General features: G+C 42.2%; 14 protein-coding genes. 4 read left to right on the top strand and 10 right to left on the bottom strand.

Annotated elements, in window-relative coordinates:
* Window positions 1-151 precede the first annotated feature (151 nt).
* From ABJL82_RS00125 to ABJL82_RS00095, 7 genes are all read right to left on the bottom strand, one after another.
* The gene (locus ABJL82_RS00125; RefSeq protein ID WP_347272655.1) at window positions 152-1,558 is read right to left on the bottom strand and encodes a sigma-54 dependent transcriptional regulator; all 1,407 of its coding nucleotides are present in this window, start codon (window positions 1,556-1,558) and stop codon (window positions 152-154) included.
* Window positions 1,559-1,568: 10 nt separating this feature from the next.
* Window positions 1,569-4,625: a PAS domain S-box protein gene (locus ABJL82_RS00120; protein WP_347272654.1), complete on the bottom strand. Its 3,057-nt coding sequence runs from the start codon at window positions 4,623-4,625 to the stop codon at window positions 1,569-1,571.
* A 175-nt stretch (window positions 4,626-4,800) separates the two neighbouring features.
* A complete protein-coding gene (locus ABJL82_RS00115; RefSeq protein ID WP_347272653.1) occupies window positions 4,801-5,100 on the bottom strand; it encodes a DUF433 domain-containing protein in 300 nt (99 codons plus the stop codon).
* 181 nt (window positions 5,101-5,281) lie between these two features.
* Complete coding sequence (locus ABJL82_RS00110) at window positions 5,282-7,039, bottom strand: radical SAM protein (RefSeq protein WP_347272652.1); 1,758 nt, start codon at window positions 7,037-7,039, stop codon at window positions 5,282-5,284.
* A 192-nt stretch (window positions 7,040-7,231) separates the two neighbouring features.
* Entirely contained in the window at window positions 7,232-8,494 is a 1,263-nt protein-coding gene (locus tag ABJL82_RS00105; protein WP_347272650.1) for an argininosuccinate synthase, read from the bottom strand.
* A 244-nt stretch (window positions 8,495-8,738) separates the two neighbouring features.
* Complete coding sequence (locus ABJL82_RS00100; protein ID WP_347272648.1) at window positions 8,739-9,194, bottom strand: CBS domain-containing protein; 456 nt, start codon at window positions 9,192-9,194, stop codon at window positions 8,739-8,741.
* Window positions 9,195-9,623: 429 nt separating this feature from the next.
* On the bottom strand, window positions 9,624-9,779 hold the full coding sequence (locus tag ABJL82_RS00095) for a hypothetical protein (RefSeq protein WP_347272647.1): 156 nt from the start codon (window positions 9,777-9,779) through the stop codon (window positions 9,624-9,626).
* Between the two features lie 741 nt (window positions 9,780-10,520).
* On the opposite strand from ABJL82_RS00095, the gene ABJL82_RS00090 reads away from it, so the two are divergent.
* Genes ABJL82_RS00090 through fetB form a run of 3 tightly spaced genes read left to right on the top strand, consistent with a single transcriptional unit; the run spans window position 10,521 to window position 14,827 of the window.
* A complete protein-coding gene (locus ABJL82_RS00090; RefSeq protein ID WP_347272645.1) occupies window positions 10,521-13,271 on the top strand; it encodes a hypothetical protein in 2,751 nt (916 codons plus the stop codon).
* A 51-nt stretch (window positions 13,272-13,322) separates the two neighbouring features.
* Window positions 13,323-14,024 (top strand): energy-coupling factor ABC transporter ATP-binding protein, encoded by a 702-nt coding sequence (locus ABJL82_RS00085; RefSeq protein ID WP_347272643.1) that lies wholly within the window; start codon window positions 13,323-13,325, stop codon window positions 14,022-14,024.
* Entirely contained in the window at window positions 14,021-14,827 is an 807-nt protein-coding gene (fetB, locus tag ABJL82_RS00080) for an iron export ABC transporter permease subunit FetB (RefSeq protein ID WP_347272642.1), read from the top strand. Before ABJL82_RS00085 ends, fetB begins: the two co-directional genes overlap by 4 nt.
* 159 nt (window positions 14,828-14,986) lie before the next feature.
* Here fetB and ABJL82_RS00075 read toward each other — a convergent pair whose 3' ends face one another.
* The 3 genes from ABJL82_RS00075 to ABJL82_RS00065 are packed head-to-tail and all read right to left on the bottom strand — an operon-like array spanning window position 14,987 to window position 19,053.
* Entirely contained in the window at window positions 14,987-15,310 is a 324-nt protein-coding gene (locus tag ABJL82_RS00075; RefSeq protein WP_347272640.1) for a hypothetical protein, read from the bottom strand.
* Window positions 15,311-15,365: 55 nt separating this feature from the next.
* Window positions 15,366-17,648 (bottom strand): molybdopterin cofactor-binding domain-containing protein, encoded by a 2,283-nt coding sequence (locus tag ABJL82_RS00070; RefSeq protein ID WP_347272639.1) that lies wholly within the window; start codon window positions 17,646-17,648, stop codon window positions 15,366-15,368.
* A complete protein-coding gene (locus tag ABJL82_RS00065) occupies window positions 17,635-19,053 on the bottom strand; it encodes an FAD binding domain-containing protein (RefSeq protein WP_347272637.1) in 1,419 nt (472 codons plus the stop codon). Before ABJL82_RS00065 ends, ABJL82_RS00070 begins: the two co-directional genes overlap by 14 nt.
* A gap of 327 nt (window positions 19,054-19,380) precedes the next feature.
* Here ABJL82_RS00065 and mfd point away from each other — a divergent pair, with 327 nt between their 5' ends.
* Complete coding sequence (gene mfd / locus ABJL82_RS00060) at window positions 19,381-22,659, top strand: transcription-repair coupling factor (protein ID WP_347272636.1); 3,279 nt, start codon at window positions 19,381-19,383, stop codon at window positions 22,657-22,659.
* Window positions 22,660-22,707 lie beyond the last annotated feature (48 nt).

Raw genomic sequence — 22,707 nt, 5'->3', positions numbered from 1 at the left:
CCCAAAAAAAACAAAAAAAACCTTTCCCCGACAACGTAACATATATAAATATCTATATTTACGGAATAATCAGAAAAAGGATGCTCAAATAAAATATTTGCAGACAAACATTAAAAATATTTCATAATGCAATAGCAATTTCAGTATGAAATCATTTTATGTCATTATCGGGAATTTCATGTTGGGGTTTGATTTTGTATTTTTTGATCTTTCTCCAAAGTGTTGTTGTCGAAATGCCGAGCACTTGCGAAACCTTTGTCTGGTTGCCGCCATATTTATTCATTGCCTCAACTATGGCGTTTTTTTCCTGTTCCGACAGGGTTTCGACAATAGAAGATTTTACCGTCACATCCCTCTCCGGATTGCTATTTTGAGCCGCAAACCCTCCCGTAGGAAGCGGAAGGTCCTCTGCCCCGATTACCTGATTCCTGGACAATGCAACCGCCCTTTCTACAATATTTTGCAATTCCCTGATATTGCCAGGCCAATCATAATTCAGCAAAACAGCCATTGCTCCACCGGAAAAGACCCTTTTATCCTTTTTTAATTTATCTGTATACAAATCCAGAAAATAATTGACCAGCAAGGGGATGTCTTCCTTTCGCTCTTTCAATTGGGGCAAATGGATGCGTATAACGTTAATACGGTAAAACAGGTCTTTTCTAAACCGTCCCTTATTAACAGCCCTCTCAAGATTTTCATTTGTTGCGGCAATAATCCTCACATCCACATGTATTGATTTGTTTCCGCCTACCTGGCGAATTTCCCCGTCTTGCAGAAAGCGCAAAAGTTTTACCTGGGTAGAGGCAGACGTTTCCCCGATTTCATCCAGAAAAATAGTGCCCTTATGTGCATGGTGGAACAACCCTACCTTCTCTTTCACCGCCCCGGTAAAAGACCCTTTTGCGTGGCCAAAGAGTTCGCTCTCCTGCAAGTTTTCCGGTAACGCGCCGCAATTAATAACAACAAAAGGGTATCCGCTGCGTGGTCCGTTGTAATGAATCGCCCTTGCAATCAATTCTTTCCCAGTTCCGCTTTCTCCCGTTATCAGGACAGTGCTTTCGGTGCGGCTCACATCTGCTGCAACCTTCAGCACCTCTACCATAGCGCCTGAATTGCCGATAATCCCCTCCAGTTTATATTTTTCCTTTACTTCTCCTTCCAGATATTTAAGCCGCTCTTTCAGTTCTTTTTTTTCAAGGGCGTTTTTCGCAACCTTTAACATTTCCTGGTAACGAAAAGGCTTGGTGACATAATCGTATGCTCCGTCCCGGATCGCCTGAACGGCGGTGCTTATAGCACCGTATGCCGTAATTACTATTACCTCGGTCGCCGGATTTTCGGTTTTTACGGCATTGAGCACCTCCAAACCATTCACCTTCTTCATCTTTAAATCCGTAACTACCAGATCGTATACGTTGCCGTCCGACAGCTTCTTAATCGCCCCTTCACCACTTGATACACACTCTACGTGATACCCTTCATCCTTAAACGCAATCAGAAGGGACTCTCTCATTGCATCCTGATCTTCTACTACAAGTATTTTATAGTTTTTCATGATTACAAAATTATCCTGCCAAAAGGTTGCCCTGCACATCCTGTTTTTCGTTCATAACGGGCAATTTTATATAAAAAGCCGTTCCCCTGCCATATTTACTCTTCACATCTATCGTTCCTCCATGCTCATCAATGATGCGCTGAACAACGGACAGCCCAAGCCCGGTGCCTTCCGATTTTGTCGTATAAAAAGGCTCAAATACCTTGTTTATTTCGTGCTCAGCCATCCCAATCCCGTTATCCGATATTATGATCTCTATAGCATTTCTCAAAAATAATGTCGTTTTCCGCACAACAATCCTTATTCGGCCGCCATCGGGCATTGCATCCAAAGAATTTATAAATAAATTCCATAATATCTGATGGATTAAATCCGTATCGATATAGACTTTAGGCAGTATAGTTTCATAGATTTCCTTTATCTCAATTTTATCCGTAAACCTCTTATCCTGCCCCAGGAGAAAAATGGTATTTTTAATTATTCCCCTGATATCCTGCAAAACCAGGGAAGGCTCGCGGGGATGCGCAAACGACAGGAAATCGCTTATAATCCTGTCCAATCTTTCCGATTCCCCGACAATCATTTCCAGCAAATCCTTGTCCTGTCCGGACAATTTCAGATGTGAATCCAAAATCCCCACCGAATTGCAGATTGCCCCCAGAGGGTTTCTTATTTCATGGGCAATTGCGGCGGCCAGTTCACCCATTGAAGCCAGTTTTTCGGAGCGCCGGACCTGATCTTCCATCCTTTTCCTCTCGCTAATGTCTCTGACAAACTCTCTTATAAATATACATTCGCCTGTTTTCCGGTTGTAAAAACCCGTCCCATGGATCTCGACATTTATTTCATTTCCGGATTTCGAGAGAAAGACCGTTTCCAGTTCGCTGCTTCCCGTATCTTTTATCAGGTTTATATGCCGTTTTATCTCGTCGCGGTATCCGGAGGGAACGATATCTTCAAGTTTCATCTGTTTCATTTCTTCAATAGCATATCCCAGTTTGTTTAGCTCCGTTTTGTTGACGTCGGTAAAATTCCCTTCGGGATGAATCTCGTGAATCATTTCAGGCGCATTCTCCACAAGATCTCTGTATTTTTTTTCTGATTCTTTGATAGACAAAAACAGCCTGGCATTTTCAATGGTAATCGCTATCTGAGAAGTCACCTGGTTCAATACGTCATAATGCATTTCCTTAAAAGCGTTTTTCTTATAGCTCCCTAACGTTAATGTCCCAATCGATTCCCCTTTTGATTTCAATGGAAAACATAAATAAGAATGTATCTCTTTTTCATAGAGTTTCTTGTCGAAAGCGTATTCTCCCCTGCTTGTATCCGCAACAAAGACGGGAACTCCCTTTTCAAAAACAATGTCCTGCGCCATTGTTTTTCCCGGTAGTTGCAGAATACCCAACCAATTTTTTGCCAACAACACCCCGTCAACAATATTCGATTCCTCAACCATCTCAGGCCCGTCCAGAAAATACGCTACACTTAACCATGTAATATCAATCATGCGTTTCAATTCCCTGAATACCGCCTGATAAACCACCTTAATATCAATGCCGGAAGCTATTGTCTTATTGATATTATTAATAATATCCTTTTCCAGGGCTATAAGCTTAACCTTTGTGACGTCCTTTGAAATAACCACAAAACCAATGGGTTTTCCATTTTCAGCACGCCGCAACGTTGCCGTATCGTGCACCGGAAAGACTTCACCGTTTCGCCTCCGTTTCATCACTTCGCCTTCAAATCGTCCGCTCTTAAAGGCCTTTTCAAGGATGAAATCTACCTTTCCGGACTCAATATCCTCTTCCACGTGAAGTTTTCTTATATTAGCAATGCCAATCATTTCCTCCTGCCGGTATCCGAAAATCAGGCTCGCTCCTCTATTAAAAGCAAGAATATTGCCGCTCAAATCCTGGGCAATAATAGAATATTCCGTAGAACCGGCGAGAATACTATTTAAAAAATTGGTTGTGGACTGAAGTTCAAGGGTTCTTTCCTTAACTTTATTTTCAAGATCAATCGTATAATTTCTCAGTTTTATCGTTTTTTCTTCAAGAGACGCCGCCATCACATTAAACTCTTTTGCCAGTTTTCCTATTTCATCGTTTCTTTCTTTATATATGACCCTTTGCCCCAGATCGCCGCCGGTTATTTTTTTCGTTACTTCGGTAATTTCATAAATAGGAGAGGTTATTCTCCTGCTAAAGTAAAAAGCAGCGAGGGTAAGTGGAAATGCCAGCACCATTAACATAGAGAGTACAAAGTTTTTTAAACTATAGGCTGTTTCATAGCCTTCGTGAATGTTGATCTGCGTAAGCAACCCGCAGTTAATATCGTCAATCCAGCACCATGCGCCCAACACCTTGCATCCGTTATAATTAATATACCCTTTTGTATCGTATCCATCTCTGCCGCTCAAACACTCCGTCACTCCCTCCGTACGCTTTCCGGTACGGGGATTTAATACTTTTAATTCAAATATGGTGTTTTTTCGTATCAGTCCTGAATTTTTTAATTCCTCTAAAAACCGTGACTCTGTTACCATGTGGCCTTCTCTGTTAATCAGAAATGTCTCTCCTGTTGTACCTAACTTTACATTTTTTAAAATATCGTTAAGTGGCGTTGTATCGATGCCAAAAACTACAGCACCCAGAAGAGAATTGTCCGGCTTAAAGATCGGAGCTGATAAAAATATTACATAACTTTCCGCAGAACGGTCTGCCTCATCCTCCAGTAGAAGAGGCGTGATAGCTGACACCTCCATTTTCCCCATTAGCGCTTCACGACAATACTCAGCATACCTGTTGCTCCTTTCAGCAGGTTTTGCAGCCGAAGCAACCACCCTTCCCTCCAAAGAGACAACACCTATCGTTTTATATCCATACTCGTTTTTAATCTTTTCTGTATATTCGGACAAGGCGGAAAAATCATCACCGGAAATGGCACTTGCAAACGAAGCGGAGATATTTTTTGTTATCATTTTCGCTTCGTGTTTCCGCTCATTAAGCCACATCTTTATCAGCTCTGCCTGCTTCTGTTTCACCCCTTCCAGGTTACGCACCAACACGCCTTCAAGGTCAGATTTGGCCTTGGGAAATGCGAAAAAAAGAAGCAGCAACAACGGCGTAAATGAACACAATAACAATATTAAAATGAAACTTTTTTTTATGGATTTAAACAAAAACATAATCTGTGTTTATAACAAGGTAAAATGATACTTACGGGGAAAAATCGCTTTATTTCAGCCATGGTGAGCCTTTGTATTTTTTTCTCAGATACGCCTCACTATTTTCTTCTCTGTAGCGGTCAATCTCTTCTTTATTATCGTAATAATAGGAAAGGGCATCATGTACCTGGGCATGGGTTATATGTGGATACATCGCCACAATCTCATCGGCATTTTTTCCTGCATTCTCATATTCCGCTATTAATCTGACGGATATCCTTGTTCCTTTTATAATTGGTTCACCACCACATATCTTACTATCTTTTGTAATATAGAAATGAACCTTTTCTTTAAAAGACTTTGTTGTCATATAATTTCCCTCTTAATTTCCCGTGCTGTTAGTTTGTGCAAAAGCTGTCTGCGTGCGACCACGCACAGGCAGGCAACATTACGAAGCACGAAAGCTGCGTTTGTTTAGAATTTCAAATCATTTTGTCATTAGAATTTGTTTCGTATTTCGTATTTCGTATTTAGCATTTCGGGTTTTACCATTAAACTAAAGTGTTACCATTATTCTTATTCCGATGAACAAGATACAACAATCCGTCAGCCATTGAATAATTGTAAGGAAAGGGGCACAATGTCCCGCTTAATTTACTTATCATATAATGATACATTTCTTCCGCCTTTTGCGGGGACATACCCTCCTTCACTTCATATAAATACCCTAATCCCAGATCCTCGCCTATCGGCGACCGTACACTTGCCAAACCATACTCGGAGGGATTATTGACAATCGGCGAATCCTTTTCCATACCAAACAATGACGGCAAACAAGAATATCCCGCAGAATGCAGATACTCTTCGTTCAACACAAAGTCAAGTGTTTCCATCGCTTCATTTTCGGTCTCTGTCGGAAACCCCACTATGACGTAAAGGTGAAACGAAATGCCCGCTTTCAAACATTCCTCCAGCGTCTTTTTTACCACATCTCGTTTTGTCCCCTTTTTCATTTTATCCAGCACACGTTGACAATACGACTCCAATCCAAACACCAGCTTTTGACACCCTGCTTCCGCCATCTTTCTCAAAACGTCTCCGGTAAGGGCTTTTTCAAAGCGCACGCCTCCCATCCATTTTATTTCATCCTTGTTTTCCAGTAAGCATTGAGAGATTTCACGCAATTTGTTCATCGGAACCGATTCATCCGTAAAGAAAAAACACTTTGTTTGGTATTCCTGTGAAAGTTTCTGTATATCTTCCATTATCAGGCCAGTGCGCCGTAACCGAAAGTTTCTATGGTCAAGGTGCAAATTACAAAAGGCACATTTCCTGTAATAACAGCCCCGCGAGGTCTGTATGGGCAAAACAAGAGAGGGGGTAAAGTAAAGAGACAGAGGGAACCCTTTAAAATCAGGCGTCGGCAAGGTATTTAAATCTTCCGAGAAGTAATTATCGTTAATCTTTGTAACACCTTTTTCGCGGTAAACAAGATTTGGCACCTTTTTGAAATCGTTTTTGCCATCCACCTGCGCACACAATTCCAGCAGTGCGTGCTCTCCCTCAAAAACGATAAAGCTGTCCACCAGTGCAAAAAGTGAATCAACCTTTTTCAACTCCTCTATGAGTTTCGTAAAAACACTTCCGCCAACGGTGATGTGTATTTCCCTCTTTTGTTCCTTTATTAGCTTTGCAAGGGTAAGGCCGGGTATTATTTGCGAAGTGTTAGTAATAGAAATACCTACTATTTTTGGCGTCGATTCCAAAATGGAGGACAGGACATATTCTTTATAAAGAGAGAGAAAAATGTTTTCTCTCTCTGATTGAATTGCCTGCAAAATATCGTTCGAGGAATATACTGAAAACCTCATGGTGTTACTTACCGCCGTCATCACCGAAGGATAAAAGAGGGCGGACATAAGCCGAAGGGCTTCATTTACAGTATGGACTGCTTCCATATAGCTATCAAGGTTGTAGAAGGCATCAGACCGCAAAATATTTTTTGCGCGTTCTACGTTATGTATGAACCACGGAAGCGATTCCACGGCCTCTGTTAAAGCACTTCTCTCTTCATGATAATTGAGGCTGCTTATGAGACGTCCTTCTAAACTGCGTAATTTATCCGTAATTTTATCGTAAGATTCGCCGCATGTTTTCTGCGTCAGAAGCATATCCAGCAGCTCGATATTCAAATCTCTCTGTATAACATCACTGACGCCATTTTGTTTTAAAAAGGCAGTTAAGGAGGGCAGACTGAGATATGGTTGAGAAGGATGCCATGAAGGAGGAAAAAGCAACAAAACTTTCATTCTTTCACCTTTATTACGCTTGTTTCATGGTGAGCGCCACGTCGCGTAACGCTCATTGAACAACTATTCCATACATAACCCTATGCTTCAGCACTGATTATGTACAGTAGGCGCTGCTTACCGGAAATTGGGCTGTTACGAAGTACGATTTGGGATTTAAAATCCCAAATCGTAAATCTAACACGTATTCCTTCACGGCAATACTTTCGGCGGCATTATCGACCCCAAATTCAATGCCTCCCTCCCGCTCAAGACACTCATCTGCTTCTGCGATTGCGTCTTTACAGGCAAACCGTAAATCTTAATAAATCCAAGAGAGGCCGCATGGTCGAAGACGTCCGTTTTCTGGTAGGTAGCAAGTTCCTCACTATAAAGGGCGTGAGGCGATTTTCTCCCGACTACGGCACATGACCCCTTTGACAATTTTACGCGAATCGTTCCATTCACAATTCTCTGACTGCTCAATACATAAGCGACAAGGTCCTGATGAAAGGCGGAAAACCAAAGGCCATTGTAAATCAAATCAGCATAATGGCTTGAAACTATTTCCTTAAAACGCAAAGCATCTTTTGTCATATTCATGCCTTCGAGCGCCTTATGTGCGGCATGAAGTATAACGGCAGCGGGCGCTTCGTAAATTTCGCGCGATTTTATCCCCACCAGCCGGTTTTCTATATGATCGATGCGGCCAACGCCATGCTCTCCCCCCAGTGCATTTAATGTATTAATGAGCGCAACCCCTTCTGTTTTTTTGCCATTTAACGCTATCGGGATACCCTTTTCAAAATCGATTTCTATATATGCCGGTTCATCGGGGACGTCTTTAACATTTCTCGTCCATTTATAAACATCCGCAGGCGGTTCCATCCACGGGTCTTCCAATACGCCGCACTCAACACTCCGTCCCCATAGGTTTTCATCGGTGCTGTACGGACTACTTACTTTAGCCTCAACATGGATTCCATGTTCTTCCGCATATTGAATTTCTTCATCGCGTGACATCTTCCACTCACGCAATGGGGCAATAATCTGTAATCTCGGGTTTAACACCTGCAGCGAGACGTCCAAACGAACCTGATCATTCCCCTTCCCGGTGCAACCATGGGCGACAGCATCCGCCTTCTCATCTTCTGCCGCATCCGCCAGTAATTTCGCAATAAGCGGCCTGCCCAAGGCGGTTGCCAGCGGATACACCCCTTCATATAATGCGCCAGCCTGCAATGCCGGCATGACGAAATATTTCACAAATGTATCTTTCGCATCGACAACTATGGCCTTCTTTGCCCCTATTTTCAAAGCCTTTTGACGAATTGATTCAAGATCTTTTACGGCGCCCAGATCAATAGTCACCGTAATAACATCCATATCATATCTTTCCGGAATCCATTTAATGGCCACAGAGGTATCAAGTCCGCCGGAGTACGCCAAAACCACTTTTTTTCTTTGTTTCGTCATAAAATTATTAAACTCCAAGTGTTAAATTACACAATTTAGCTTACAGGCTTGTCAGCATGTTACCCATGATAGATTTACGATTTACGAGGTACGATAATCTCCCCCGCTGGGGGGGCCAAGGGGGGTGCGTCTTACGCATTACGATTTTTTAATCTGTGTAATCTGTGAAATCTGTGGTTTCTCTTTTATTAATTTACGATTTAAAATCGTACCTCGTAAATCGTAAATCGTACATCAAAATGCCTTATCTTTTTTTGATAACCTTTGTCATGTACCGTAAAAGAACCAAACGCGACACAATTCCCACCACCTTGCCGTCCCTTAACACGGGAACGGCGTGTATTTTTCTGTTCAGCATGGCGGCTGCAACTTTTATTATGGTGTCATTCTCGCTGGCAGTGGCTGCCAAAATTGGTTTTGACATAATTTCGGTAATATCCATATCTTTGCACTCAAGACATTTTTTATCAAAATAATCCTCACCCATAATTGAAAATAACGCATCATCCGAATTTAAATATTTGGGCATAAGCACCTTTAAGAGGTCGGTCTCAGTTACAACCCCAACAAGTTTTTCCTTGTCGTCCACCACAAATATAACGTGAAACCTGATTTTCCCAAGCATTTCCATTAGATTGTAAAACGTACCGGAAGCAGGCACCACTGTTGGATCTGTAACCATAATGTCCTTAATTTTCATACAATATTCTCCCTCTTCCTTAAAAAAAGTTTATTTATTTTAATAATGATGTGTTTTCCGGTTTCTAATAATTGAAGAAATGAAGGATATATTTTATATCAGATAGTAAAATATGATTACAATAAAATTTTCATTTCCCTTATGGAAGCCATTGGTCATTGGTCATTGGTCTTTCGTCTCTCGTCTCTCGTCTCTCGTCTCTCGTCTTTCATCCGCAGTCAATTGTAGGCTTGTGGCAATTTTTTTAATCTGTGTAATCTGTGGCTACATCCCCAGATGCGAAAAAATTTCGCACTTTTTCCTGAAATACACGCATCAGCGTAAATTTTTCGGAAAATCTATCAATAACCCCTGCATCCAAAGAGAAACTAGCCATCGCAAGAATATAAATACCGCAAGTATGTCTTTATTTATCAAATACTTAAAAAACTAATAAAAATAATTATTTTTAGGAACAAGGATTGCGCTCTGTTTATCCAGACAGGGACAAAGCACTCCCTGCACAACAATAACCTGAATGGAGTAAACTAAAATGGAATTCAGCACAAGCAGACCTGGCGTAATCAGAAATCTGTGTCCTTTCATTAAAAATCCGCCATGCGAAGACTGTTATTGCACAAAAATGGATAGTCTGAGCGTGCCATTCGCAATTATTTATTGCTCTAAGAATTATCAGGACTGTGATATTTTTAGACAAAAAAAAGTGGCCTTTCGGAAAAGTTTAGTTTTTTGAAAAAGTAAAAATGCTCGTTACCAAACTCCTGTTTTGGGAACGTAATGGCAATGGAAACTACATTCGCGGGTTCAGGTTTGTAACCTGAACCAAACGTTTTATACCTTCAATCCCACCCTCCTGTTGGCAGAACAAATAACAAATAAAGTCCAGATTCCAAGCAGGGATTTTGTGATTTGGGCATTGGAATTTTACCGCAGTACATAGCCCCATTATCCGCATAAACTTATGGGTTCAGGTTGCAAACCAATGTCATTAAGTTAAGCAGCCTGCCATAAAAGTTCCCCTTAAAAAAGGGGGATAAAGGGGGTTGTTTTTTGATCAAATATCCTTAACTTAATGACATTGGGTTGCAAACCTGAACCCGCCGGGTTTCCAGAACAAGTTGGTGTTATACCTTACAGGTTCACAAATTACGAAATGTAGCGCGAAGAGCCTCTTCGCTTTACAACACCAACTTTTAAGAAATCACAATTTGTGAACCCATAAGGAAATATCTTGAGAAGTATTGAAATATTTAGTTAACTAAAACAATCGATACATTCCTTATTCCCGCAAATAAAACAAATTTTCAATGTCCGGCAAATATATCCATGAATTCGTCCCTTTTGTTTAGAAACAGAAAAATTAAAAATCCGCTTTTAAAAAACGTTCACAACCGGCTTGACGAAGCGGTTGAAGTCATTAGGGAAAAAGATCCCGTTTTTTACAAGAATTGTCATAAATTATTTCCCATTCTTAAGACGCCTGAGCATGTCTGGAAAATACCTTTGGAATTCTACACTGATAGCGGCGTGAAATTAGTTCTGCTGATAACGGTGGTTTTCCATAACCTCACTCTTGGCCCGCCTAAAGGCGGTATCTTATTAATCCAGCCACATATTCTTGGGGACAGCTTTTTTGAACTGTTTGACCAATTACGGAAACAAAAGGCATCTCTTGATGAAATACGTGAATTTTGTTTTGAATGGGTCTCTGAAGGAATTGAAGCCCTTTCCATTGTAACCACGTTAAAACTTGCTCTATATTCCCTCCCGCTTGGTGGAGGAATGTGCGGAATTTTTCTTGGCAAACCGGAATATGCGAGGGGGGAACTATTTCTTAAATCCATAGACCTGACAAATAATGAAAAAAGGAGATTGGCCAGGGAAGTAGGTTACTTACTTACAAAAGAAGGGATTATGGGGCATGATGCATATTCCCCCGGCCCGGACATAGGCACTGACGGCGCAATGATGGATTCTATGGCAGATGGCCATTTCAGGGCATTGACTGAGATGGAAAAAATCAGGGAAAAAGGGCTTTTGGAAAAATTAAAAAGCATCCGGGATGCTGAGATTGTATGGACAGAAGATTTGCCTTATCTAAAAACAGCCGCAGCATTTGCAAAGGAAATAAAAACACCGGCGGAAGCAAAAAGAAGCGTTTCGGAATTGGGTGCCGTTACGTTTAAAACTCACGGCGGATTGGCAGGCAGAGGAGAAGCCACAGCATTTGCTGCGGTGGAAATCACGAACATTCTGGTTTGGCACAATGAAGATCCAAAAGACTATTTAAAGGTACGGATTGGAAGAGAAAGAAAGAATTATTTAGCGGGAAAGACGGTTGTTATTCACGGTTTTGACAGCATCGGGTTAAACGCATCACAGTTCTTTTCACAAAAAGGGACAAAAGTAGTTGCTGTAAGCGAATATGACCGGAGAGAAAAGAAAGTAGTGGCGTTGTATAATTATGAGGGGATAGACATAGATGCGTTAATCAGACATAAAGAAACATGCGGCAGTATTTATGGCTTCCGGGGAGCAAGTGTTTATGCCGAACCCTATGAACTACTGAAAGAAAAGGTTGACATCGTTTTTCTGGCCACCATAGAAAACCAGATACACATCCATAATGTTGAAAGCATTCAGGCCCGTTATGTTATTTCTGCTGCAAATGCAGGAATCTCCCAGGAAGGGTATCACATACTGATAAAAAAGGGAAAGGTTGTTGCCAGGGATTCCATTGTAAAATCCGGCGGAATTATCGCATCTTACCTGGAAAAAACACAAAACGCCCAGAATGACTACTGGGAAAAAGAATACGTCTTTAAAGATATTATATCGAGAATCGAAAACGTTTTAAAAAATAATGTATTCAAAAACCTGGTGGAAAAACATTCCATTGATTTATCGGTCGCAGGCGATGTAGCGGCTATCAAAAGAATCATTAGCACCATGGAGGCAAAAAATGTACCGCAAAAGAAAAGGAAAGACAAGAAGCCCTTAATAATAGGCGTCTTTGATTCCGGACAGGGCGGGATTATTGTAACAGAAAAACTTAACAGGACACTGCCCGGGGGAAATATAAAACTGCTGCTTTTTACCGACAAAGCGAATTTCCCGTTTGGACAAAAATCAAAGGAAGAAATAAATGACATCACATTCCGGGCAGTTCATGAAATAGACGAACGCTGCAAAACCATGCATCAATCAAACGGGTTTTTCTACCGGTTCATTTATAATACGCCGTACTTTCTTAAAACAGTATTCCTTTGGCTGGGGGTTATTTCCAGAAACGTCATCGTCTGCTTTGCCTGCAATACGGTTGATACCATGGTTAATCATAAAAAATTACGTACACGTTTTCCGCACATACAATTTATTGGCCCTGTAAAGAAAACATTATTAAAAATAAACGCGTTGCCAAAAGACGCAAGGATTGGCATTATTGGCACGGCAGGAACAATAAAAAGCGGCATTTATGAAAAACGTATCAGAGAAGCAGGATACCATGTGTTGGCAAAGCCAACCCCATTACTGGCAGTCTTATCGGAAATGTTATACAAAAAAAGCTTTGATACGGAAGAAAAACAAAAGGAATTTTACAAAACGGCAAGAGACCTCATCTATGTAAATCTAAAAGAATTTATAAAAAAAAATACTATTTCACACCTGTGTCTTGCCTGCACGCATTACGATTATTTAAAAAGCACACTAAAAGACCTCTTCGGCGAACTGGAATTTATCAGCACAGTGGAAACCGTAATTGAAGAAGTCCAGGACATCATAAAGCAGATACCATTGCAACAGGGGGAGCGGGAATTGGAATTTATAAAAAGGGCAAGAAAAGGGAAAGATTTTGACCGTCTGATCCTTGAAGATATTATTTCCTCCCAAAACCTGTCCCCGGAAGAAAAGGTAAAATTAGGCGACAGGGAAGACCAAATTAAAAACATACTGCAAAATAAACTGGAGGGAATTACGGCTGATGAAATTGAAGAAATGAAGTTTTTTGATAATAATAGTGTTAAAGTAAAATATAACGGAAAGGAAAGGCTCGTAAGCCTTTTTCATTTGCAGTAAATAAAAACTGCAAAAAAAACACAGGCCTTCTCAAATAACTTCAGTAAAACTATGTACAACGAACATCCGTTTCTCGAATTCCGGAACGTATCCTTCGGATATAACCATGACGAAAACATTCTTCATAAATTATATCTTACAGCATGGGGAAAAGAGATTGTTGTCATTCTCGGCCAATCCGGATACGGGAAATCAACCCTGTTAAAGCTTGGCAATCGATTATTGGAGGCGTCGGACGGCACAATCTTATACAAGGGTACAGATATTCACACCATTTCACCACTCGTGTTACGAAAAGAGATAGCATATCTATCCCAAATCCCATGCCTCCTCGAAGGCACTGTGGAAAGCAACCTGTTGCTGCCTTTTCGCAAAAATGAAATTCCGCATGACATGAAAAATCAAATCATTGCCACGCTCCATCTGACAGGGCTTAACGAATCGTTTCTTCAGCGGCCTTCCCAGGAACTATCTGTTGGCGAAAAACAAAGAATAGCGCTGGCAAGAACGTTAATCAACCGCCCGTCTGTTCTTTTGCTCGACGAACCCACTACCGCATTGGACGAAGAAAATGCACGCATACTCATCCACAGCCTGAAACAAATCATTCGGGAAAACTCCATTTCCATGCTTGTGGTAACACATCAGCTTGATTTCGCCAAAAGACTTGGAAACCGGTTTCTGGTGCTTGAAAACGGAAGGGTAAAGGAAATTGAACGCCCTGAACTGGCATTTGCAAAGGAAGAACTATGAATAATGCTATCGATGTTCCCTGGTTGCAGCTTGGTTTCTGCAGCGTGTTTGTAATCCTGCTTATAGGCATCTCTCTTTATGAATCATTGCGGCTGGAAAAAACAATACTCATCGGAAGCTTTCGCGCCGCAATACAATTAATCCTCGTAGGGTTTTTCATAAAATTAATATTTGATCATAAACAATGGTACGTTGTAATGCCCATTCTTCTTGTTATGATCTTTGTCGCATCACAAACCGTGATTAAATGGCTTAAAAACCCTGTGAAAGGAATGTATTTCTGCGCATTAATCTCGGTATCATTGGCTTCAGCATTTTCGCTGTTATTTATTTTTTTGCTAGTAATCAGAATTCCTGTCTGGTACGACCCGCAATATTTAATACCTGTCGCCGGTATGATTATTGCCAATGGAATGAATGGCGCCGCATTGGCGGGAGAACGCTATAAAAGCGAATTAGAAAACAGAGTGCCTGAAATAGAAATGTTGCTTTCTCTTGGTTATGAGTCAAAAATGGCTTCCCGGAAATCCCGTCAGCAGGCGCTTAGCGCTTCATTAATCCCCTCGTTAAACAGCATGATGGTTATGGGAATCGTTCACCTGCCAGGGATGATGACGGGACAAATAATCGCAGGCTCCAGCCCTGTTACGGCTGTCAAGTATCAGATAGTAATTATCCTCAGCATCGCCGCAACGGTAGCGCTCACCTCGTGGGTATTTGTCTCGCTGCTGGACAAGAAATTTTTCACCCCGCATCATCAAATACGGTATGAATTGTTCAACGCCGGGAAACGGAAAAAATAACCTGAACAGTCATTGGTCATTGGTCATTAATCCTTCGTCCCTCGTCTCTCGTCTCTCGTCTTTCGTCCCTCGTCTCTCGTCAACCGCAGAAGGGACAATTAAATATTTTGCCAAAAAATGCAAAGAAATTACCGATAAGATACTAAGACTAAGATACTTTTAAAATGCACGAACTACCGTTGCGGTTTTCTGGCTTACCATTTCGTACTCTTCCGCCACCTTTTGCGCGCACTCAAAATATTCCTCGCTCAATACTACAATCCTGATGTCTTCCCTGATACCATTGCCAAAGAGGCCCGAAGACTTGCCCTCTGAAGAGGGAGAGTATATGTACAGTTTGCGTTCAGACCCCGAAAGCCAGTTTTTTTTGTAATAAAAAAACAACGTTTGAATATCGTCTTCGATCTGCAATTTAGCGCAGTATTTATTCACCAGGCCAACAAGCTGGTTGATAAGTGAAATGCGTGTTTCCTCAATTTTCATGGGAACTCCTTTTATTCAAATTGTCTGCGGCATCTTTCGTAACCGGATACTTCTCTTAGATTATACATTTTAAATAATTGACGTATTCCGGGCACAACTGCAATAGTACCCGTTCCGGGGTCAATGGTGTGGCAAAGTCAAAATCATTTTCAGGCATAAATGCGCGCATTGCGTCCCGAAGAGCAAAGAACACGCCTATTCCATACATAAAAGGCGGCTCACCAACTGCCTTGCTTCCGTAAGGGCCGGGCAAGCTCTCTTCATTTTCCAAAAATTCAATTTCTATGTCGTCCGGCATAAAATAAGCATCCGGGACTTTATACGTGGCAAGGTCACGTGAAAGCAACTGCCCTTTGTCATTAAAACGCAGGTCTTCCAGCGCCATCCACCCCAAACCCTGCGCCAGCCCTCCCTCGATCTGCGCGCGGTCAACTGTTTCATTAATAGGCCTGCCTAAGTCATGCACAATTTTTACCGAATCAATGGTATACACCCCCCGCAGGCAGTCCAGCGTCACCTCTATGACCGCTGCCCCATACACATGATATGCAAACGGGCTGCCCTTTTCTTTCATTTTATCAAACCATATTTTTGGCGTTGCAAAGAATCCATGCGCTGAAAGGTTTATACGTTTTTGATGTGCAGCGTGAATCAATTGCTCCCACGTCCAGCCTGTATCATGCGCATTACAAAAAATCTTTTCGTTTGCAATTGAAATCTTTTCTTTGTCGGAAATGGAAAGTTCCTGCGCTAAAAGGGATTTTAATCTGCCAATAATCTGATTGACCGCCAATAACAAGGCATTTCCGTTAAGAAGGGTTGTAGCGCTTGCAGCGCTGGGAGACATATTTGCAATGCGGGTAGTATTCGTGGCTTCTACTTTTATGCGGTTGTGATTTATTCCCAATGCTTTTGCGGCAATTGCCGTGATGTTGGTCGTTAGCCCCTGACCCATTTCTACTCCGCCGGTAGAAACGCTCACGCTTCCATCGGTAAATACATGCACCAAAGCGCTTGCCTGATTCATGTAAGTCGTAGTAAATGATATGCCAAAACAAATGGGCATTACAGCTACCCCTTTTTTTGTTTCAAAGTGGGATTTATTAAAGGAGAGCGCCCGTTTTCTAATCTTCTGAAGAGTGTATTTCGTCTCAACTTTTTCCCAAACGGTTCTGATGCTGCAATTCCCGGCTGTTTGTCCGTATGGAAAGGCATTGTTTGCTGCTAACAGATTTTTAGCCTGTATTTCCTCTCGCGGCATATTGAGCTTTTCTGCCACCTTTGTGATTGCGCTTTCAATTGCAAACATTCCCTGCGGCGCCCCGAATCCCCTGAAGGCAGTATTTGGTGGGAGATTTGTCTTGCAGCAAACGCCGAATATCCTGACGTTGGGCATATAATAACAATTCGTGCTGTGAAGCATTGTTCTCTCCAAAACGGCCGTGGATAAGTCTGCAACGGCGCCGGAGTTTTGATAATGTTTCACCTCGTAACCGAGTATGACCCCCTCTTTTGTCACCCCCATTTTAAAATCGGATTTATACGGATGCCGTTTGCCGGTCATCCTCATGTCTTCACCTCTCTGCAAAACCAGCTCCACAGGCCTTTGTGTTATCCATGCAGCAAGCGCCGCCATGCAGGCCCATGGCGTAGCCTGGTCTTCCTTACCGCCGAAACCGCCGCCGATACGTTTTACTTCCACCTCCACATTATGACTGGACAGTCCCAATACCTTTGCCGCATGATGCTGCACTGCGGAGGGGCTTTGCGTTGAAGAATAGATACGTATATTGTTTCCTTCCAGCGGGACCGCTCTCGCTCTCTGCGTTTCCAGATAAACATGTTCCTGCCCGCCCGTATCGCAAGAGCCTTCTACCACGAGATCGCATTTTTGCCACAAAGAATCAACATCTCCAAGGGTAAACGTCCTCGGCGCGTCAATAATATACCCTTTTTCAAATGCCTCTTTTGGATCGGTAACGGCAGGCAATTCCTCTATTTCCGCCAAGATTATTTTTGCCGCGTTTCTTGCGGCTCGCTGACTTTCCGCCACAACAACCGCCACCGGTTGTCCTATGTAATTTACCTTGTTTTGCGCCAGAAGTTCTTCGTCCTGAATAATCGACCCAATTTGATTTATACCCGGAATATCTTTTGAAGAGAGAACGGCAACTACCCCTTTTGCTAAACGTGCTTCCTGCAATTGGAGGCGAATAATATTTCCATGCATTACCGGAGAGGAAAATACCGACGCGTAGAGCATGCCTGACGGCAGGGGCATATCATCCAAAAAGAGGGATTCTCCGCGCGTATGAGCTGCTGCGTCAATGCGATTCATAAAAATCCTTCACTTTGATTGTACCTGGGAAGAGTTTTGTAAAGTGTGCTATTATCAACTGGCGGGCAAGCAGCCTTTTATAACAAGAGCTTCCCCGTATATCGCTTATTGGCGATATTTCATGCTGCAGTATTGGGAATGCGCCTTCTATCGTATTTTTTGTAATCTGTTTTCCACGAAGATAATCGCATGTGTTCTTCAAAAAAAGGGGGATTTCTGCGACTCCGCCCATGGTAATGTGTATGTCTCTTATGACGCCGCCGTCTTCCCTTACCTTTATTGCGCTGTTTACCGAGGCTACGTCCAAATATTTCCTTTTTGAAACCTTCTCCCAATTTATTTTTGTTCCCGGGGCGGGAACAGGGAATACTATTTCTGACAAAATCTCTGACGGCGCTTTATCAAGTTTTTTGTATCCTTTGTAAAAAGAGGAAATCGGTAATGAACGCGTATCGCTACCCTGTTTAAGAATCAATGTTGATTCCATTGCAAGCAATAGTATCGTTACATCGGCAATTGGAGAAGCATTCACAATATTCCCTCCCACGGTTGCCCTATTTCTGATTTGCATGGAAGCAACAAGGGAGATATATTCCTGAATACCGGGAATGGCCTTCATTACTTCCGGGTGATTCGAAAATGCTTCAAATGTGGTAAGAGCGCCTATGCGAAGGAGTCCGTTTTCGCAAACGATATGCTTCATTTCCGAATGTGCGTTGAGCAGGCTAATCAATGAGTCTGGTAAAATGTCGCCCTTTTGCACATATAAATCAGTGCCTCCGGAGATGAAAAATTCGGGGGCAGAGGTAACCTTCTTATACTGTTTCCCGGAAATGTTGTTTAATCGTGCGGGAATATCCTTAAAATATTCAGGAATAATTCCCTTTTCAATTAGTGTTTTTACACCGGTTGCGGTATCTATGTGTTCTTTTATCATGTCAAAACCTTGCTTTAAAGACCGGTATCCAGTGCAGCGGCAAAGGTGGCCTCCAAGCATTTTCTTAAACCCCTCTTTTGTCAGATGACTGGTACATTCCATAGCATATCCGGTAAGAGAGACAACAATCCCCGGCGTGCAAAAACCGCATTGCGTCGCCCCTTTATCCACAACCGCCTGTTGTATGGGTGAAAGGTTCTCCATGTTTAACCCTTCGATTGTTACCAGATGTTTTCCGTGTAATTCTCCCAACGGCATTAAACAGGAATTTGCCGACTTATAAAAAACCCTGTTATTTATTAATTCACCGACGAGCACAGTGCATGCCCCGCAATCACCTTCGCGGCATCCTTCTTTTGTGCCCGTCAGCCGCTGATTTGTGCGAAGGTAATCAAGCACCGCTGTGCCTGAAGATTCGGTGGTATGTATTTCTTTCTCATTAAGCAGAAAACGTATTTCCTGAGTCATAGTATAATTGCCAATTCATTTGTATATTTCCCGGAATATTACCATTATCATTACTTTTTACGGCATACTCTTTAAAATCTTTTCTCAGAAAATGCCGCACCCAAGACTTATTTTCCCTATTAAGGCATTAATATACAAGGAAAAAGGCATTAAACTATTGCCCTGTAAAAATTTCTTTTTTTTGGTGGTGGCTATGCGGCGACTCTCTGTCTTGATCACACATTCACACCCTACGTTGTATTTACAAATGCGGCTGCAATGTGATAAACTGAGACGCCATGTCCCCTGTTTCTTCTCTTTTTGTAGAAAACCCATTGGATATTGCACATGAAAGACTCTATACAACTGCTGCGAAAGCATAAACAATACAAGGAAATTATTCGTCAGCTTTCTTCCGGGAATGATTGTTGTGTCACCGGCCTCTGGGGATCTTCGGCGAATTTGTTCGCCGCAGCGGTTGCAAGTGAACATTTTTATACAAAAGGGTTGACGCCAAAGATCCTTTTAGTCGTGCCAGACGCTGAAGATGCACTGGAAGATTGGGAGGATTTGAAGACGTTTTCAAATCTTCCCGTGACGCTGTTTCCGGCGGTTGAAGATATCTTTAATAATGAATCAGATGCGTATGAAGATATCATGGCGCAGCGGCTGTTCATTTTAAATCAATTATGCCGGAAAAACAAAGACGCCCCGCACCAGACGGATGTAATAGTTTCTTCGATTCAGGCGCTTATACAGCCAGTACCTTCAAAAAAAACCATAGGCGATAATATCGTTTCTTTTCAAAAAGGCCAGGAATATCCGATGGAGAACCTTATTGGCCTGCTGCATTCCCATCACTATCAAGAGACCAGTCAGGTGGAAAATCAGGGTGAATACGCAATTCGTGGAGGGATTATTGATGTTTTTCCCTTCGCAACGGAAATACCTTGCCGCATTGAATATTTTGGTGATGAAATTGAATCTGTTCGTAGTTTTAATGTGGAAACCCAGCAATCGGTGGCACAGATAAACAGTTGCCAGATATTATTCGTTCATAAAATGTACGACCTTCATCCCATGCAGGCGGAAATACAAAAAACATCGCTTCTTGATTACCTTAGCAGAGAAACTACCATTATCCTGAAGGAACCAACAGGGATTGAAGGTAAATTAAGACAGATGCTGAAAATAACCGGCTGCAAGGAAACACTCTTCACGGAGGAAGAGATTTTTAAACAATTAAATACCTTTACGAAAATTACTTTGTCAAGATTGCCGTTTACCACGGAGAACAACGCATATGCTTTTCAGGTTAAGGCGATAGATGATTTCCCCCGACAGATACAGGATATTGTGGCGGAATTTAAAAAGATTACCGAAGCGCATGATAAAACAATTGTTTTTTGCATAAACCCCGCGGAAGAACAACGTTTTCGGGAAATAACAAGCGGCTTACCCGAAGGTTTGCAACAGTTTGAGCTTCGGCGCGGATATATAAGCCAGGGATTCCGATTTGCCGATATCAATATAGCCATCCTTGCAAACCATGAAATCTTCCACCGGTACAAACAGCACCACGAGGTTAAGAAGGCGGTGCAAACCCGGGCAATCGACTCGTTTCTTGACCTGAAGAAAGGGGACTATATAGTACACGTCACCCACGGCATAGGGCGTTTTTTGGGTATTGAGATTATTGAGGATGACGGCTGTAAAAGGGAATATCTTGTTCTGGAATACGATGAAGGAACGAAAATATATGTACCTGCAACAAAGATCGAACTTGTTCAAAAGTACATTGGCGCTTCCGGCCATAAGGCAAAATTGGATAAGATTCATTCTAAATCGTGGGAGATGCGCAAAAAGCGTGCAGAACATGCCGTTGCCGACATTGCAAGCGATTTATTGCATATCCAGGCGTCGAGAAACGCGAAGGAGGGCATTGCCTACCCTCCGGATACGGAATGGCAAAGGGACTTTGAATCGGCGTTTATATACGAAGAAACGCCTGATCAGTTACAGGTTTTGGAGGCAATAAAGTCGGACATGCAATCAAAGAGGCCGATGGACCGTCTTATTTGCGGAGACGTCGGTTATGGAAAGACAGAGCTTGCCATTCGTGCAGCATTTAGAGCAGCAATGTATGGCAAACAGGCGGCGGTTCTGGTGCCCACCACAATTCTGGCGCAGCAGCATTACACTACGTTCTCTGAGCGTATGGCAGATTATCCGGTCGAAATTGAAGTTTTGAGCCGGTTGAAATCTCATAAGGAACAAAAGGATATCTTGGAGAAAACGTTGGCAGGAAAGATTGATATCCTCATCGGCACTCACCGGTTGTTGCAAAAAGATGTTGTCTTTAAAGACCTTGGGCTTGTTATTATTGATGAAGAACAGCGGTTTGGCGTTGCTCACAAAGAAAGGTTTAAGAAGATGCGGCAGGTGGTTGATATGCTGACTCTGACGGCCACGCCCATACCAAGAACGCTTCATATGTCTCTGATGGGAATTAAGGACATTTCTTCGCTAAATACCCCGCCGCTGGGAAGGCAGTCCATTAGGACACAAATCATGCGATTTGACCCTCAACGCATCAGGCAAGCCATATTGCTCGAAATGAACAGAAACGGGCAGGTATATTTCGTCCACAACAGGGTGTATAATATCGAGCGCATTGCGCACACCCTATCCACTATAGTGCCGGAGGCGAGAATTTTAGTCGTTCACGGACAAATGATGGATGAAAAACTTTTAGCACAGAGAATGAAAGATTTTGTCGACCATAAGGCTGATATTCTTGTTTCTACCACAATAATAGAGTCCGGGCTGGATATACCAAATGTGAATACCATATTTATTAACTGCGCAGACTCCTTTGGCCTTGCCGATTTGCATCAATTGCGGGGCAGAGTAGGAAGATACAAACATCATGCCTATGCATATATTGTTTTACCCATTGATCGTCCGGTAACCCCTGAAGCTGAAAAAAGGGTAAAAGCGATTGAAGAATTTGCGGAACTGGGCGCCGGATTTAAAATAGCTATGCGGGATCTCGAAATAAGGGGAGCAGGAAATATCCTGGGGGTGGAACAGCACGGCCACATAGCGGCAGTAGGTTATGAGATGTATTGCCGTTTGCTGGAGATAGCCGTATGCAAGGCACGGAATGAACCCGTCAGCGAGCCTCCCGATGTCTCATTGAAATTAAATCTGGAATCCTTTATCCCTGACGAATATATCCCTGAATATAGTTTGAAAATGGATATTTACCGAAGGTTGAATCGTTCCAATACATTCAAAGAAATTGACGATATCAGGAAAGAAATGATTGACCGGTTTGGGAATGCGCCCCAATCAGTAAAAAACCTGCTTTCCGAGAGTGAGCTAAGAATCATTGCAAGGGATTCGAAAATCCGTTCTATAGTCCGGGTAAACAACACCCTCATCATCCAGGTAAATGATTTAAAAAAGGCGGAAATTTGCCTATATAAGTTGAATAAAAATATACGGGTAATTAATAATGACACATTGCATCTAAGGCTGTTAAAAGATAGGATGCATCCCGAAGATTTGGTGCATTATTTAAAAAAATCTTTGACTGATACCGATACGGCCAAGTATTCATGATTTTTCACAACGTATAGTCAATTTCTGATAATTTGTATGCATAGGTAG

Source organism: Candidatus Kuenenia sp., assembly GCF_039794105.1.
In the GTDB taxonomy this organism is placed as follows: domain Bacteria; phylum Planctomycetota; class Brocadiia; order Brocadiales; family Brocadiaceae; genus Kuenenia.
Note: the sequence above shows the minus strand (reverse complement) of the source record. Positions and strands in the feature narration are given on the sequence as shown.

Coding starts and splice junctions, on each gene's coding strand:
- ABJL82_RS00125 (WP_347272655.1), bottom strand. CDS start 1,558: ATGAAAAACTATAAAATACTTGTAGTAGAAGATCAGGATGCAATGAGA.
- ABJL82_RS00115 (WP_347272653.1), bottom strand. CDS start 5,100: ATGACAACAAAGTCTTTTAAAGAAAAGGTTCATTTCTATATTACAAAA.
- ABJL82_RS00110 (WP_347272652.1), bottom strand. CDS start 7,039: ATGAAAGTTTTGTTGCTTTTTCCTCCTTCATGGCATCCTTCTCAACCA.
- ABJL82_RS00105 (WP_347272650.1), bottom strand. CDS start 8,494: ATGACGAAACAAAGAAAAAAAGTGGTTTTGGCGTACTCCGGCGGACTT.
- ABJL82_RS00100 (WP_347272648.1), bottom strand. CDS start 9,194: ATGAAAATTAAGGACATTATGGTTACAGATCCAACAGTGGTGCCTGCT.
- ABJL82_RS00095 (WP_347272647.1), bottom strand. CDS start 9,779: ATGAAAGGACACAGATTTCTGATTACGCCAGGTCTGCTTGTGCTGAAT.
- ABJL82_RS00090 (WP_347272645.1), top strand. CDS start 10,521: ATGAATTCGTCCCTTTTGTTTAGAAACAGAAAAATTAAAAATCCGCTT.
- ABJL82_RS00085 (WP_347272643.1), top strand. CDS start 13,323: ATGTACAACGAACATCCGTTTCTCGAATTCCGGAACGTATCCTTCGGA.
- fetB (WP_347272642.1), top strand. CDS start 14,021: ATGAATAATGCTATCGATGTTCCCTGGTTGCAGCTTGGTTTCTGCAGC.
- ABJL82_RS00075 (WP_347272640.1), bottom strand. CDS start 15,310: ATGAAAATTGAGGAAACACGCATTTCACTTATCAACCAGCTTGTTGGC.
- ABJL82_RS00070 (WP_347272639.1), bottom strand. CDS start 17,648: ATGAATCGCATTGACGCAGCAGCTCATACGCGCGGAGAATCCCTCTTT.
- ABJL82_RS00065 (WP_347272637.1), bottom strand. CDS start 19,053: ATGACTCAGGAAATACGTTTTCTGCTTAATGAGAAAGAAATACATACC.
- mfd (WP_347272636.1), top strand. CDS start 19,381: ATGAAAGACTCTATACAACTGCTGCGAAAGCATAAACAATACAAGGAA.